The sequence below is a fragment of the Sphingomonas changbaiensis NBRC 104936 genome (genome assembly GCF_000974765.1).
Classification (GTDB): Bacteria; Pseudomonadota; Alphaproteobacteria; order Sphingomonadales; family Sphingomonadaceae; genus Sphingomonas_B; species Sphingomonas_B changbaiensis.
Map to the genome: position 1 here is coordinate 25,347 of NZ_BBWU01000001.1, position 15,506 is coordinate 40,852.

General features: G+C 64.7%; 14 protein-coding genes. 9 read left to right on the forward strand and 5 right to left on the reverse strand.

Going from position 1 to position 15,506, the window contains the following annotated elements:
- Window positions 1–256: 256 nt before the first annotated feature.
- The 4 genes from SCH01S_RS17385 to SCH01S_RS00150 all read right to left on the reverse strand — a co-directional run bounded on the left by SCH01S_RS17385 (window position 257) and on the right by SCH01S_RS00150 (window position 2,745).
- Window positions 257–592, reverse strand: a complete 336-nt coding sequence (locus tag SCH01S_RS17385; protein WP_084689309.1) for a PAS domain-containing protein — start codon at window positions 590–592, stop codon at window positions 257–259.
- Window positions 593–919: a GAF domain-containing protein gene (locus tag SCH01S_RS15975; protein WP_245612122.1), complete on the reverse strand. Its 327-nt coding sequence runs from the start codon at window positions 917–919 to the stop codon at window positions 593–595.
- Between the two features lie 221 nt (window positions 920–1,140).
- Window positions 1,141–2,481, reverse strand: a complete 1,341-nt coding sequence (locus SCH01S_RS00145; RefSeq protein ID WP_046346736.1) for a type II toxin-antitoxin system HipA family toxin — start codon at window positions 2,479–2,481, stop codon at window positions 1,141–1,143.
- On the reverse strand, window positions 2,482–2,745 hold the full coding sequence (locus SCH01S_RS00150; RefSeq protein WP_369385506.1) for a helix-turn-helix transcriptional regulator: 264 nt from the start codon (window positions 2,743–2,745) through the stop codon (window positions 2,482–2,484).
- A 17-nt stretch (window positions 2,746–2,762) separates the two neighbouring features.
- Here SCH01S_RS00150 and SCH01S_RS00155 point away from each other — a divergent pair, with 17 nt between their 5' ends.
- The 9 genes from SCH01S_RS00155 to SCH01S_RS15620 all read left to right on the forward strand — a co-directional run bounded on the left by SCH01S_RS00155 (window position 2,763) and on the right by SCH01S_RS15620 (window position 12,788).
- Window positions 2,763–3,806 (forward strand): alpha/beta hydrolase, encoded by a 1,044-nt coding sequence (locus tag SCH01S_RS00155; RefSeq protein WP_084689310.1) that lies wholly within the window; start codon window positions 2,763–2,765, stop codon window positions 3,804–3,806.
- A 777-nt stretch (window positions 3,807–4,583) separates the two neighbouring features.
- Window positions 4,584–5,408: an AfsR/SARP family transcriptional regulator gene (locus tag SCH01S_RS00160; RefSeq protein WP_046346737.1), complete on the forward strand. Its 825-nt coding sequence runs from the start codon at window positions 4,584–4,586 to the stop codon at window positions 5,406–5,408.
- 218 nt (window positions 5,409–5,626) lie between these two features.
- The gene (locus SCH01S_RS17310) at window positions 5,627–5,752 is read left to right on the forward strand and encodes a hypothetical protein (protein WP_281174934.1); all 126 of its coding nucleotides are present in this window, start codon (window positions 5,627–5,629) and stop codon (window positions 5,750–5,752) included.
- 32 nt (window positions 5,753–5,784) lie between these two features.
- A complete protein-coding gene (locus tag SCH01S_RS00165) occupies window positions 5,785–6,777 on the forward strand; it encodes a hypothetical protein (protein WP_046346738.1) in 993 nt (330 codons plus the stop codon).
- A complete protein-coding gene (locus SCH01S_RS00170; RefSeq protein WP_046346739.1) occupies window positions 6,770–7,210 on the forward strand; it encodes a hypothetical protein in 441 nt (146 codons plus the stop codon). The genes SCH01S_RS00165 and SCH01S_RS00170 overlap by 8 nt, the downstream gene beginning before the upstream one ends.
- Window positions 7,211–7,233: 23 nt before the next feature.
- Window positions 7,234–7,806 (forward strand): hypothetical protein, encoded by a 573-nt coding sequence (locus SCH01S_RS00175; protein ID WP_046346740.1) that lies wholly within the window; start codon window positions 7,234–7,236, stop codon window positions 7,804–7,806.
- 12 nt (window positions 7,807–7,818) lie between these two features.
- Entirely contained in the window at window positions 7,819–8,130 is a 312-nt protein-coding gene (locus SCH01S_RS00180) for a hypothetical protein (RefSeq protein ID WP_157032743.1), read from the forward strand.
- A gap of 40 nt (window positions 8,131–8,170) precedes the next feature.
- The gene (locus tag SCH01S_RS15615; RefSeq protein WP_052733677.1) at window positions 8,171–12,376 is read left to right on the forward strand and encodes a S8 family serine peptidase; all 4,206 of its coding nucleotides are present in this window, start codon (window positions 8,171–8,173) and stop codon (window positions 12,374–12,376) included.
- A gap of 1 nt (window position 12,377) precedes the next feature.
- Window positions 12,378–12,788, forward strand: a complete 411-nt coding sequence (locus SCH01S_RS15620; protein WP_157032744.1) for a hypothetical protein — start codon at window positions 12,378–12,380, stop codon at window positions 12,786–12,788.
- Window positions 12,789–13,839: 1,051 nt separating this feature from the next.
- On the opposite strand, the gene SCH01S_RS00190 is transcribed toward SCH01S_RS15620, so the two are convergent.
- Entirely contained in the window at window positions 13,840–15,504 is a 1,665-nt protein-coding gene (locus SCH01S_RS00190) for a M28 family metallopeptidase (protein ID WP_439645789.1), read from the reverse strand.
- Window positions 15,505–15,506: the final 2 nt, after the last annotated feature.

Consider the following 15,506-nt stretch of genomic DNA (forward strand, 5'->3'; position numbering starts at 1 on the left):
CAGTCTGCTCCGAAGCGCACGCTCACACCCACTAACGTGGAGCGGCAGGGTGACGCCCCGTCGTTGTAGCGACGCACGTGCTTCCGAGAAGCGGGCATGCGTCCAGCAAGAGCTAACATCTCTGTTGGACTTGCATTTTCAGGGCGGTAGGAGCGCTCCATGGCCAGTGATCGTGTCCCGCCAGCGGCGACCTCTCCAAGCAGCGCGCCCCGATCGGAACGCACCCTCGCGGCCAGACTAGCAGCCCTGCTGGAACTCAACGACCGTTTTCGCGACCTGGAAGACCCGGCCGAGATTGCGTATGCCGCCGCCGAAGTTCTCGGCCGGAGCCTGAACGTGAGCCGGGCTGGCTACGGCACGATCGATCCGAAATCCACACCTCACGCCCGTCACTTCGAATATAGCGCTTCTCGAAGCTGATCCGTTCGCCTTTGGGCCCGGCGGCGGCCGTGCGCAGCGCGCTCTGGCTGAGTTCGATGTCGTCCTCGTGCGTGAAAGCGAGGCAGTTCTGCTCAACCAGCGAATTGCGTGATATTCCGACTATGTCGCAGTAAGCGACATTGGCGCCGAGTATCCGCCAGTCGGCGTCGATCTAGATCATCCCGACCGCTGCATTCTCGAACACGGTCCGGAATCGCTCCGCGCTTTCCTTAAGCTCCTGTTCCACTCGCCGACGTTCGACGACCGCACGGGTGCGCTCGGCAACGTCACGAATGAAATCGAGTTCGTCCTGGGTCCACTCGCGAGCGGTAGCGTGATTGAGATAAAGCAGAGCGACAAAACCGCCTTGCTCGTTGATCGGCATGTTGACCACGGACTGAGCGCTGATTCCCTTTAGCGCCTCCGCCGTCTCTGCGGTTCGCGGATCCTTTTCAGCGTCGGCGAATACGACCGTTCGCCCGCCCTTGAGATCGTCGATCTACGAGCCGTAGTCTCGGAAATGCAGCACTCCGGCTAGGCTCTGAATTCCAGGCGCGTTCCAGTCGCGCTCAATCGTGATCGTCTCGGCTTATGTCGCAAACGGAAGATTATCGTGCGCGCAAGTGATCGGCCGTTTCGCCGTGCAGCGATGAGGGGTGACTGGATTGCCGCAGATCGTGCGCGCGGTTGTATTCGACTGGTCGCGCATCCGAGAGCAGTCTAAAGCTCATCGAACGCAAGCATCAACGTAGCGAGCCTCCCTTCGAGTGCACGTGAGACGCTGTTATGTACTGGTTCGAAAAAGTCGCGCGGCATTTGCTCGCGCGCCTCGGTCAGCGCGCTCTGGGCAGTATCCAATATCTCGGTGATAGCGCCCCTTATGGGTGTGGGGCCTAGACCGGCTTCCTTGCCGGTCTGGACAAAATGCCGCCCGGTGATGTCTAGAATCCGATATTTGCGAGATGCGCCGACTGACATCGCCAGCTTGTAGCGATTGTTCGGAATCTGTTTGTTGTCGAATGCCAGCTGGGCTGACAGCACGTCATAGAAGGGGGTCAGCTCGTAACCGCCGCCCGGGCGGAGGAAAATGCTGAAATTCTTACCATGACCGTCAGTTGCACCGATCAGCCAGAAGAGAATTTGGCTTTTGAAGAAGTCAACTCGATCTCGCGTCGGCTCATCGCTCCCACGCAATAGAGTTAGGATATCGACGGCACTGGGACCATTTTGATGGCCTTCGACAGTTGACTGGTACTTTCGGCTCGGCGGAATGCCCAAGGCCTGGCAGCAGTCTTCTTGCGGCTGCCGAAGGATCCGGCTGTCGGAGGTGCGCTGCCGATCGAAGCGTTCCACGACAAGCACGCGGCGCTCCCCGAAGGTGGCGATGGACGTCGACGCCACGGTCAGCCCGAAGGCTTCCATCAGCTTCAAGCAGTAATGCTCATTATCGACGCTGGCAGCCATGTCGATCACGCCGGTCGAAGTCGGTATCTCGCCTAATTGTGGCTTGAGAATATGGGTGGTGGGGGTGGTGCCGATGGGGCGCATCCATTTGCCGTCATAATGGAGCAGCGCGGTTTTTTCCTGTGCGCCCGCGATCGAGATGCGAAACTCATGCTCGGGATCGATTCCGAGCGGTACCCCTCCGAGATTTGCGAGCAGTCGCTCGATTTCGTCGTCGTCGATCGACTCTCCTTGGATGTCCCCGTTCCGGGCCTCCATCTCTTCGGGTAGGAACTGCATCGCCCCGACGCAATCCCGCCCGATCTGCTCCAGCAGGCTGTACGCGTCGGTTCCTTGGGCCCCAGTTCGTTCGGCGACCCTGCGCCGGATGTTCGGGTTATCAGGCAGCAGGTTGTCGAAAACTGCCGCCACGGGCGTGCCTTGATAGGCCGTGTGTCGTAATTGCAAGGACAGCGAAATTGGAAAACGATGTGCCCAGCCAAGCCAGCTGTCGTCATATTTGAAGCGGATCGCGCCGCTGGTCTCCTTTTCCAGCCGTCCCGTGATACGGCCATTGATAAGCACCTTGAGAGGAGCGTGACTCTTGCGGCGCGTCATTTAGAATATGTCCCCCAGGTCAGGGCGGCTCTTGCGCCTCGAGACCAGTTCCAGGTCCAGGTCGAGCGCCGCGAGGATTGAGAACATTGTCTCGAGTTTGGCGCCGGGATTCCCGTTTTCGATTTGCGAGATGGTTTTCTGGTAGGTGCCAATAAGGTCAGCAAGGTCCTTCTGCGTCATCGAGCGTTGAAGACGGGCCTGACGGATAAGAGATCCTAGCTGCTTTGGGGATCGGATTGGCTGGTTCATAGCGGTCGCGGTCATCCCGTGGATGGTATATTATGGAGATATACCGGCCGGGGTATAAATTCAATGTATTCCTTTTAGGCTATATTTTCAATATATACCTCGCAGGGATTGTAGCAGGCAACGCAGCTGCCCAGGTTGAAGCTGCTCGTTGCCGGCGCGATCGAGGCCGGGCTCGCAATGAATGTTCTGGTATTTGCGCTTCAGGAGCGGCAATTCGTCAGGCGATGATGCCTCGGCTTTGGGAAATCGCGTTGACAGCGGCGGCTTGGGCCGTGTTGCCAGGGGCGACCCAGAGCCCGATCGAAATCGGCAAATCCTATGATATCCCATCGCAGGCGCTGGGCGAGCATCGCATTGTCAATGTGGTCCTGCCATCCAGTTACGCGAAGGCGCCCGACCGGCGCTACCCTGTGCTCTACCTGATCGACGGCGGCATCGACCAGGACCTGCTGCATGTGGCGGGCGTGGTTCAGCTGGGCGCTATGTGGGGCCGATCCGTCGAGGCGATCGTCGTCGGCATCGCGACCGAGGATCGCCGCAAGGAATTGGTCGGCCCGACCAGGGATCCCGAGCTGTTGAAGCGCTATCCGACCGCCGGCGCATCAGCGAGGTTTCGGGACTTCATCAGAGCCGAGGTGAAGCCGCTCATCGAGCGAACGTATCGCACCAATGGTCGGAGCGTCGTGCTGGGTGAGTCCCTTGCCGGTCTGTTCGTCGTTGAGACATATCTCACCGAGCCGACGCTATTCGACGGCTATGGCGCGATCGATCCCAGCCTGTGGTGGGACAGGGAAGCATTGTCGCTCGCCGCAGCGGGTTGGATCGATAAGCGGCAAAAATCCCGTCCTTTCTTCCTAGCGATCGCGAAGGAACAGTTGGAAGAGCCTGCCGCCAGTCAAAGGCTTATTGCCGCGACCCGCCAACAAGGCCTGCCGTTATGTGACGTGCAGCGTCCCGACCTGACCCATGCGACGATTTATCAGCAGTTGACGCCCGAGGCCCTGCAATATCTGCTGCCTCCTGCAGAGCCACCGGCGGCCGCTTTCGGCTTCGATCTTCAGTGTTCCGACCAGTAGCAAGCGGAGCTATTTGCTCTTTCAAGAACTCTGACCCTGCCGCTTCGCGCATGTTTGAGCAGCCCTCGGTGCCGCGCTTCAACTTCGGGCGCGCCAGGTGAGATCGCCGACGTACACGCGCTTAGCGATTGGAGGGCCCGCTATCGCCCGATTCCCGACGATCTACCCGTCTCGCGGGATCAAGCGCTTAAGAATGGGCACCGCCATAGAGGTGAGCTCTTGTGGCTCCTGAAAGCGACGGTCGAGTCCGTGTTCGTGCGTTGAACACGGCTGTCGGTTGGACGAAAAACTGACCGTGATCCTATAACTACCCTGCTGCGGGCCGGGCCCCGAACTGCGCGGATCAGCTGCGCTCGAAGCTTTCGTCAGCGCGCCTTAGGACGGCTCTCGCCGAGCGCTCCGAACGAGGGAACGAGGCATGGTGCGCATCGAGGAAACGGCCCGCCCCGATGCGGGGCAGCGGCAGTCATGTTCGTGAGCTTGGGATATAACATGCTCGACGTGGCTTACTGGGGTTCGACGGGCCCGCGCGCGCACACGCTGGTTGCCTATGAGTAAATCGCAACCGAACGTCCAATCCTTCCGTTTGCGCGACGGAGAGTCATCGCCGGCCGAACAGCGGGGCTGCATCCGTGCTATATTGCCGCACCAGTTGAGAGTCGGAGGCAGAGCCTCGAACAATCAACGAACTCGATTGTCGGGTCGCCGGGCGGTTTCCAAAGGGTAGATGTCGTGCCCAGATGGTCACTCCATTGCCTCGGCGTCGAGGCCGTGCGCATGGTGCGTGGCAGCGAGCTTCGCTTGTCCGACGCTGCTTGGCCCGTCTTCGGCTGCCTGCTATCGGCTCCGCGCCGCGCGCTGACCCGAGCGCAGCTGGCGTCGGCACTCTGGCCGAACCAGAGCGACGACTCCGCTCGCCATTGCCTCGCAACGGCGCTTTGGCGCATCCGTACGCGATCCGGAGCCTTCGGAGGCTGCCTGATCGCCAGGGGGGAGACGATCGCGCTCGCCGCAAATCGATCGATCTGGATCGACGTCGTGGCATTTGCGGCCAGGGCCGAAGCGGCGCTGCGCGATCCGGCGCGGCTGCGTCAGCCATGCGAGCGGCACCGCCTGCGCCGGTCCCTCGCCCTTTACCGGGGCGACTTCCTGCCGCAGCGCGACCAGGAACGCATCGTCGTCGAGCGTGAACGGTTACGCGCGCTATATCTGGACGCGCTGTTCGAGCTTGCGACCGCGGAGGCGTTCGCTGGCGAGTGGAACCTTGCCCGTCAGAGCACGCGCCGGCTCTGCGCGGACGAGCCGCTACGGGAGGATGCACAGCGTCTCTACATCCAGACGCTGGAGCGTACCGGCAACCGTGGCCTGGCGATTCAGCAATACCATGAGTTGGAGGCGCTGCTCGCCCGCGAGCTGGCCGTAAGTCCCGCCGTCGAAACGGTCGCGCTGGCGCGCAAAATCGGTCTTCCTGGAATCGAGCCCGGCCGTCGTGACCAGATCGTCCATCCTGCCCCGGAAGGGTTGGGACAGGCAGCGCTGCTGCGCGTACGGCAAGACTTGACGCGCGCGATCAACACCATCGACGCGATGCTCGCGGGTTAGGCACAGCCGCTCCGGTGATCGAATGGTGATCGGCCGTGTCCGGCCGGTGATCCGGCTCTGCCACATTCTGCAAAATTCGGACGACTCGGTACGGCGGAGGAGGTGGCGTGAATGAGGAGTCTGTCGACGCTCCCACGGATGCCGGCCCGAGCGCCGCTCGCGCGCGGACACTTATCATCCGCTGCTGGCTGGAAGAGCCGCAAACGCGAGCCTCGCGGATGCGGGGCACTCTTCGCGACATATCGGGCGGCAACTCGCGCGGCTTCGAACATTTCGAGGGTCTCGTCGCGCAGCTCCGCACCTTTCTTTCCGACGAGATCGACCATGATGCTGGCGCGTCCTGACATGCGCGCTCGGCCCTTTCGGGAGATTGCTCATGTCCACTGATTTTCCGCTGCTGCGCGCAAGTCTGGCCCCGCAATATGCCGGCCTTGGCGCCGCGGAACTTGATGAAGTCGTCCAGGCGCTCTACGGCCCCGAAGCGACGGCCGAGGATGTCGAAGGTCTCTTCGATGATATCGGCCGCGGCTTCCAGAACGCGGCCAAAGGGGTCGGCAAGTTCGCCCAACAGGCGGCGCCCGTCGTCGCCGGCGCGCTACCTTCGATCGCGCAAGGAGCGGCCACTGGCGCGACCTTCGGCCCGTGGGGCGCGCTGATCGGCGCGGCGACGGGAGCCGCGGGCGGCATCCTGGCCCAGTCCAAAAACAAGACCGCGCGCCAGATCGGCGGCGCGATCCACGATGTGGGGGGGCTGGTCTCGACGGTGCGCGGCGGCGGCGCCGGTGGCGCGCTCGGTTCGCTGGCCTCCGTCGCGAGCGGCGCGCTGGGCGCTACCCAGGCCGGTCGCTCGGTCGCGGGCGCCCTTGCCGGCGGCCAGGCCGGAGGCGGGGCGGCCAATGCGCTGATGGGGCTGCTTGGCCGGCCCGAGCTGGCTCAGGCGTTGTCCTCCGCAGCGATGGGCGGCTTCGGCCGCACCAACATCCCGATCGGCGGCCAGCAGGTCCCGGTCAATCAGATTCTCGCCGCGCTGGGAACGCTTTCGCAGCGCGCCGCGCACGAGGCCGCCGAATATGACGAGTCGGCCGAGGCCACTCCCGAATTCGCTACCGCAGCCGAAGCGACGCTCGGCATCGATGCCGACGATGCGGAAGGACGCACCGACGCACTGCTCACGCTGCTTGCGCTCACGCCGTCGATCTGGATGAGCCAGCAGCGCCAGCCGGTGAACGTCAGTGTCAGCAGCCCGGCATCTGGCGGGGGCGGCACCTATGACGTGCCAGAGCAATTCTGGCTGCAGGGGGAGGCCTGGCACGAGCAGGAGGCTGAATACGAGGCTGCGCTCGAAGCGGCGGACGACCCCTATGCTTGACGCGGTCCCCCCCGGCGCGCCGCAGGATCCGGCCGCGATGATCAGAGAGCTCGCCGGCAGCGACCCGCGCATGGCGATGCTGATGCAGATGCTCCAGCCCAAGGCTGCGCCCGAGCCGACGGTCGACGAGCGGGACGAGGTGATCGCCAGCCTCAGCGAACGGCTTGATGAGACGGAGGCGAAGCTGGATCGCGTCACGCGCATCGCCAAGCGACTGCACGAGGCCCATGGCCGCGCGGCTGCCCGGCTTTGCGAACTCGCGGCCGCGCTCGGGGCATGCGGCGTGTGCTGGGGTGACGACCCTGCCTGCGCCGCCTGCCGAGGTCGCGGCAGGCCCGGAATGACCAGGCCAGATTTCGAACTGCGCGCGCGGCTGCTCGGCCCGCGGCGTCAAGATGTCGAACCCGCCGGGCACGCTGCGCAGGCAGCCTGAACTGAACAACGAGGAGATGTGACATGCTTGGGACGACGAGCTTCGAATCCGATTTCGAAGACGTGCTGGAGCACGATGTCGAGGGCGATTATGAAAGCGACTTCGAATATGACGAGGGTACTTGGGACGAGGCCGCAAAGGTCCGCCCGCGGTCCTTCAGGCCACTGAAGGCCCCACAGAAGGGCAGTCCGACCGTCACCCCTCCGCGCCAGGGTCTTGCCACGAAGGCAGAACTGGACGCGACCGCGAAGAAGCTCGACGCGCGGATCGCGACCAATACCGGCTCCATCAAGGCGCTCGACGGCCGCACCCGGACGATGGAGACGGAGAGCGCGAAGATGGGGACTGCGCTCAAGAAGGAAATCGAGGTCCGCAAGCGTCAGACCACCGAGTTGCGCAAGGGGCTCGATGAATCGCGTCAGCTCGCGATGATCGTTCCCCTGATCACGGCCGGGGCCGACCCGAACGACAAGTTCGCGAAGATGCTGCCGATCCTGCTCTACAGCGGGGCGTTCGGCGGCGGCGGCAGCTCGGGTCTGGGCGGCGACAATCAGGGAATGATGATCGCGATGATGGCCATCGCGCTCAGCGCCTGAGGGAGAAGGATCATGGCCAGTTTTTCTCTGCCAGGCTTTGCCATTGCCAATGCGGTTGCCCAGTCGAGCGGGGTGAAGGGTTCGGCGGCAACCCGCATCGGACTGGTGGGTGGCTTGTTCGGCAGCAGCCCGATCGGCATCCTTGCCGCCAAGCAGATGGCCGATAGCGAGGCCAAGCGAAGCGGGTCGCCACCCCCGGACGCCAAGCCGCCTTCGGGTAAGGGCGACGCGCGCAACAACACGATGCTGGTCGCTGAGCCGACGTCAGCCCCGCCATCGGCGCCCGAACCCCCCGCTGCGCCGGCGTCGCCCAAACGGGCCTGACCGACGCTCCGCCCCGGCCGCGATCGGGAGACAATGAAGCATGGATCCCGCGCTTCAGGAATTGATCGCGGCCGGCGCGCCGCACGATGAGACGGCGATCATCGCCCGCCTCGGTAAATGCGGCCGGCTTCCACCCGGACTGCGGCTGGTCGCGCGCTTCGGCGACGTAGCGACCGGCCGCGTCGCGCGGGAGGACCTGCCGCGCATCCATGACGACCCCTGCATCCTGAGCCTCAAGGCGCCCCGCGTTTACGCGGGCGAATTCGAGGGGGAGTTCGACGCGATCGAGCGCGGCGAGGAGCCGGGCATCAGCGAATCGGAACCCGATCTCAAGGATAGCGATCGGCGTCGTCCCGCAGGCCTCGCCGAAACCGGCAAGGGCGCAATCGTCGCGGTGATTGATTGGGGTTGCGACTTCGCTCATCCCGATTTCCGTACCCCTGACGGACACAGCCGGCTGCTGGCGCTCTGGGACCAGCGCGCACCGGCCACGCCCAACCCCTATGGCTATGGCCGCATCCATCGGCGGCCCGACATCGACCAGGCCCTGGCGGCCGCCGATCCGTTCCAGGCGCTCGGCTATAGGCCCTCGACCGGCGCCGAGCCGACCCACGGCACGCACGTGCTTGGGATCGCCGCCGGCAACGGTGCCGCAGGTGGTCCCGCCGGCGTCGCACCCGAAGCCGATATCTGCTTCGTCCATCTCGGCCCGGGACTGGGCGATCTCGGCAATTCGATCGATCTGCTCGAAGCCATTCACTTCGTGACGACCGTGGCGGGCACGCGCCCGCTTGCGATCAACATGAGCATCGGCCGCCACGCCGGGCCGCACGACGGAACGCTGCTGATCGAACGAGCGATCGATTGGCTGATCGTCAACCGGCCCGGAACGGCCGTGGTGCAGAGCACCGGCAATTATCACGCGCGCAACACGCACATGTCGGGCCGACTGCGGGAGATGCGGACCGAGCGGCTGCCGTTCCGCCTCACGCGGCGGGACGCGACGCCCGTCGTGGTCGAACTCTGGTACAAGGCGCCGGACAATCTGACGGTTCGGGCGCTCGCCCCCGACGGGGCGTCGGTCTCTGCCGAACGTGACCAAAAGGCGGTGTTGCGGGGTCTCGACGGCACCGAGTTTGGTCGACTCTACCATCGCGGCTTCGATCCCAACAACGGCGATCACTTCGTCATGCTGACATTGGGGGCCGCGGCGCCGGCCGGCGATTGGGCGCTGGAGATCACCGGCACCGACGTGGTCGACGGCCGATGGCATGCCTGGATCGAGCGCAACGCATCCTGCGCGGCTTGCCAGGGTCAATTTCTCCCGGAATTCGCAAACCCGGAGACGTCGACCGGCAGCATCTGCAACGCGATGCGAACGATCGCGGTCGGCGCCTATGATGGTCACGACCCCGACCATCCGGTCGCGAAGTTCTCTAGCGACGGACCGACGCGGGACGGCCGGCCCAAGCCGCTGCTTTCCGCCCCCGGCGTGAAAGTCCTCTCGGTTCGCTCGCGAACATCGGCCAGCGACCCGCCAGGCTATGTCAGGATGAGCGGGACCAGCATGGCTGCGCCCCACGTCACCGGTGCCATGGCGCTGATGATGCAGGTGGCAGGCGTTCAGCCGATCGTCGCAATGCGGCGTGCCCTGTTCGGTTCGCTGGAGCCGGCGCCAGGGCCGGGCCGGCGCTGGGGCTATGGCCTGCTCGATGTCGAGCCCTGCGTGGCCAACGCCCGCGCGCTGAAGCAGGGCCGGCCGCTACGCACCCGCACCCTTATCCCGCGTTCAGCATCGCCCGGCGAGGCGGGCGAGCTTATCTCTCAGGAGGCATTCGCGATGACCGAGCAGCTAGCGAGCCTGGAACGCTCGTGGACGATGAACGAGGCCGAGGTCGAAGCGCTGTTCGCGCCCCCGGTCGCGGTGGGCCCCGAACCCGCGGCCATGGCTGAGCCGGGTCTCGATCCCGCCCTGCTGCTGCAGGCAGACCCGACGGTGCTGCTGCACCAGGCCGCCAATCCGGACGCACCGAGGCTCAGCGTGCTCGGCTATCCTGGCCGGCGGCTTGAAGTCCCGCTTGCGAAGGGCGATCTGCTTGTCGATCGTAGAGCTCGGCGCGGGGGCCGTGTCGCGATGATCGACGATCCGGCGCTCCGGGCGTCACAGCGCGGCGAGTTGCCGGGCCGTTTCGTCGGGCTGCGGCAGGGCCGACGGCGCCTGACCGGTCCCGACGGGCTGCTCCTTCCCGAATATTACGTGCTGCGTCCTGCAGACGAGGGCGCGGCGGACGCCGTGTCGAAGCCGACGCTTCGCCAGGGTTCCAGAGGGGCAGCGGTGACCGAAGCGCAGATTCGGCTCAACAAGGTCCACACCCTGCTGGTCGCCCGAGCTGAAGGCGGCCTCGACCGCTGTCCGCTGACGACCGACGGCAGGTTCGGCCAGAACACGCGTGCCGCGGTCGTTTCCTTTCAGCGGATAGCCTTTCCGGGACAGGCTGCGGAGTGGGACGGTGTCGTCGGGCGGCGCACCTGGGAAGCGCTGATCGCCGCCAGTGGCGGCGAAGGCGAGGAACCGAAGCTTCCCGCCAAATGCCCGGGACTGTCGAAGAAGGAAGTCATCGACCACTTCGACTTCGGCTCGTCCAAGGTTCTGCCGCGGCACCAGCCGAAGATCGTCGGCATCGCCCGCTGCGTCGTCGAAAGTCAGAAGACAAAAACTCCGATCACGACCCTGAAGGCGGTCGGCCACACCGATCCGGTCGGTAGCGACAAGGACAATGACGATCTCGGCCTTGACCGCGCAAAGGCCGTCAAGAAGGAGATACTCGACGCGATCCAGCGGATCACCGGCAAGACAGCGACGCTTGTCATCGAGGTGGATACGCGCGGCGAGCATGAGCCCATTCCCGGCGATGACGCCGCCAGCCGCCGCGTCGAGGTGCTGAACGATTTCGACTTCGTGCCCGTGCAGCCGCCGGTCACTCCGGCTGCCGAGATCGAGTTCGTGCTCGACGACAAGAAGAAGCGGTCGGTCGATGCCAAGAGCCCGGTCGCGACGGCGCTGATGTTCGGACTGTGGGACCAGGCCTATGATGCATCGAGCGATGTCAAGAACGGCGCGGCCGAGGCTGACAATTTCGTCGGGTCTGACTTGCGGCGCTTCTACATCCGGGTTCGCGACAGCAAGGCGACGGGATCGACCGTCACCGCGCAGTGGAAGACCCTGACCGCGGGCGCGGCCGACGATGATGCGCCGGCTTCTCAGGAGATCAGACTCACCGAAACAAGCCCCGGCTCGAAGGTGTTCGTATCGAAAGGTCTGATGCTGGTGACCGATGATGCAGACGCCAAGCAGGACACTCATAGCGGCTTCACCAGTGGCGCCGGTTCGGGTGTCCGCAAGCGTGGAGAGAGCAATCACCGGTTGCGCCGGGCCGCGCTAGATGGTCAGATCGAAGCCCGCTACACGTCGGCCTCGGGCGGCGGAGAGGTGAAGATCACGCGCCCCGTGTTCGAGCGGAAGCCCGAGTCCCGGCGCAAGCTGGCGGTAAACGTGGTCAACTACGACAGCCACGCCACCGCCGCCCAGATCACCAACCATTTCGCGGCGGCTAATCGGCGGTGGGCGCAGACGGGGCTCAGAATCGATCCTGGCAAGACCGAGGATCGGACCCTGCCGGCAAAGGCCAAGGATCCGGCGGACGCGGAGGGGCGGTATGCGACGCGGACAGCGGATGACGACGAAGAGATCGCCGCCCTTGACGATCTCATCAATGGCGCGAAGATAAGTGACAACACCCTCACGGTCGTGTTCGTCAAGCTGATCAGGGGGAACGCCTACACGACGCTCTTTGAACGCAAGAAGACCGCGCTCGGCGATCGCTATTTCATCTTCATCAATCCGGGGCTGGATCCGGTCGGCGACACGCTGGGGCACGAACTGCACCACGTGCTGAATAATCGTCCGGATACCGACGACGACGAAACGAACATAGCGTTTCGGCGGCTCTTCTCGTTCAATACCAACCCGTCAGTGGCGTACGGTCTGGCCCTGCCGGACGTGCGGGTGCGACGGCGCATCCACACCAAGCGGGGTGCGTCTGATTCGACGGATCCGAACAACGACGCAAGCAATGACAATGTGTTTAACTGGATGCGGCGGGCACGAACCACGCGGATACCGTTCCCGAACCCGCTCGACGCTCCGGATTCGAGCACCGGCAACAAACTGACAAGGACGCTGTGACATGACCACCGCAACGCTTTCCCCGACAGAGGCTCGCGTGCTGAAGATTGTCGGCGGAACCTTTCACGAGGATTCGGTCGGCCCGCAGGCATATCAGCGCACGCTCGAAGAATTGCGCGCCGATCCGGTTGGCCATCTGCGCGCCTTCACAAAGCTGTTCGTCCAGAACCCGCCCAATCCGCCGTTGCTGACCGAGCTGCACCTGGCCAAGCTCCTGCAGCTGACGGCACCGATCGCGCCGGAGGAGACACGCAAAGTGGCCGCCGCACTGGCACGGCGCATGGCCGATTCCGCCCGCGACCGGGAAGCGGCTTATCTTGAGAGCACGGACGAGTCTGACTCTGCTGAGATCAAACGTGGCCGGCAATTGCTCGACGAGCGGCGCTACGACATCCAGCAACTGCTGGGCTGAAGAGCGGCCGGTGTGAATGACTATCAGACCTTTGCCAGCGCCAGCACGCCGCATGTCTTGGTCGAGCCCTCGATGCCCACGAAGCGGACCAGATCGCCACACTATTGAGCTCCGCGCTGAATCGGCCGACCTAGATCTGGTCCGCAGCGCTTGGGCTGTCCTGCGCCGATGCTGGTAGCAGGTCTCGATCCGAACATCGAGTTCACGGATGAGATCCCGGACATTGCCCCAAGTCGGATGCCGAAGTAGCGCTGCGATCCGCGGCGCGATCGCCTGCCCTGCTGCTTCGTGCTCGGGCTGAAAGCGCTAACGTCTTCGCGAGAAACTAGCAGCGGTTCAGGAAGTGAACGCGGCCGCCTGAGAAGGCAGTAGCCGCTCGTGCCGGCCGAAGCGAAGGCGCATGCCGCCGTAGACATGGCGGCGGCGATCCTGCGCACTGCGCAGCATATACGTTGGCCGTGCAAGGCCCCCATCCCACACGGCATCATCGGCCGACAGGCTCGTTGACCGCGAGAGGGATGTCCCAAATGAGCGCAAGAGTGACGGCCGGCGGGGCACGCTCGCCGCATTTTCCCGATCCCTGGCCGCTTCACGATTGCGGCCGACAAGCGCTTCTCCGCAAACGCGCGTCAAAATCGATTGCGCGAATCGATACATTTGGAACCGGAGATCACTCGAAGGGACTCGAACCGTCACACCGGAAAGCTCGTGGGGTATCGAGCAGGGTATCGAGAATAGTGAACACTAAAAAGAACAAAGATCATAACGGGTTAAGATATGGTCGTGAGTCCTCTCCTGCACCACTCCCGGTCAAAGATGGGCATTGTCCTATCGACCGGAGTGTCGGACGTGATGAGTGCGTTTTCCAAGGCGCCCTTCCTTCCGAAAACCGGATAAGCTGACTGACACACGGGGTCGCCGCCGCGCAGAGCGCTGGCCATCCCGTTCTACAGGCGGCGATCATCTGTTCGCGAGCTGGCGCGACCTGGCGTCGCCGGGGCATCGAGGCCAAGCAATATCTGCTGAGCCTCGAAGCCAGTCCGGCGCCCGCTCAGCGGCGTTCGGCGGACGATCGGCCGCGAATGGCGCGGAACTCCGATGTCGGGCGCCATTCCGGCCATTGATCGGAGAAGGCCAGCTTGCGGCCGATGTCGAGCAGCAGCTCGACATCCTGGGCGGCGCCCCGGAAATCGAACGCGGGCGACCAGGTGTCGCAGGTCTGGTGATAACAGGCCATGTAGCTCTCCAGCCACTTCTGCCCTGCCGCTCGGCCGCCCGTGACGAGATCGTGCGGCCCGGCGATCCCCATCAGGAGAAGCGTGGGCACGCCGCGCCGGGCGAGCGAGAAATGGTCGGCGCGATAGAACAATCCGCGCTCGGGCAGCGTTTCCGGCGTGATCGTGCGGCCCTGCGTCTGGGCGGCGCGCGCGAGATCGTCTTCGAGCGAGCTTTGCCCCGGGCCGACCAGCACGACGTCGTGCGCGGGACCCGCCGTCTGCAGAATGTCCATCGTCAGATTCGCGACCGTCTTCTCGAGCGGGAACAGCGGATGGACGGCATAGGTTTCCGACCCGAGCAGGCCGCGTTCCTCTGCGGTCCAGGCGGCGAAGACGACGGTTCGATCGGGCTTGGGCCCGGACGCGAAGGCGCGGGCGATCTCGATCAGCCCGGCAACCCCGATTGCGTCGTCGGCAGCGCCGGGACGGATCGTGCGCCCTTGCGCATCGGGCGTGCCGATGCCGTACGCGTCCCAATGCGCGCCGTACATCACGGTCTCGTCCGGCCGCTTGGCGCCGGCGATCTTGCCGAGCACGTTGTAGCTCTGCACCTGTTCGGCGCTCACCGGCAGATCGGCCGAGAAGGTCTCGCCCGCCAGGGCGACCGGCTTGAAATTGGGGCTGCGTGCCTCGACGCGCAGCTTGTCGAGATCCAGGCCGGCACGGCGGAACAGGTCGCGCGCGGCGTCGCCTTCGATCCAGCCCTGCAACAGGACCGGCTGGACCGGGCCGGTGCGAACGATATCGTAATTCTCGCCGCCCGGCGCGATTACCGTGTTCCAGCCATAGCCGGCACCCGGCGTGTCATGGACGATCAGTGCGGCCACGGCGCCGCGGCGCGCAGCTTCCTCGTACTTGTAAGTCCAGCGGCCGTAATAGGTCATCGCCTTGCCGCCGAAGCGACCATAGGACGGCTCGCCCGGCTTCGCCTCGAAATCGGGATCGTTGACCAGGAAGACGGCCACCTTGCCGTGCAGGTCGACGCCCTTGAAATCGTCCCACTGGCGTTCCGGCGCCGTCACGCCATAGCCGACGAAGACCATCGGGGCATTGGCGATCGACACGCGATCCACCGGCCGCACCGTGTTTACATAGACCTGCCGCTTCTGCTCCAGGGGCAGCGCCGCGCCGCCCGCATCGACCGTCATCGTGCCGCCGGCGCCGAGCCGGGTGTGGACGAGCGGTACGCGCTGCGTCCAGCCGCCATCGTCACCGGCCGGAGACAGACCCACCTCCTTGAAGCGGTCGATCAGGTAGGCGATCGTCTTCTGCTCGCCCGGCGTTCCCGGAGCCCGGCCCTGGAACGGCTCCGATGCGAGCACGCGCGTGGTCTCGGACAGGTGCGCGGGGTCGATCGGCTGCGTCGCCGGCGTCGCGGCGGCCAGGGCCGTCGAGACGGCGACGCACAGGCCGGCGACCGGCAGCACCTTCATCGACATGG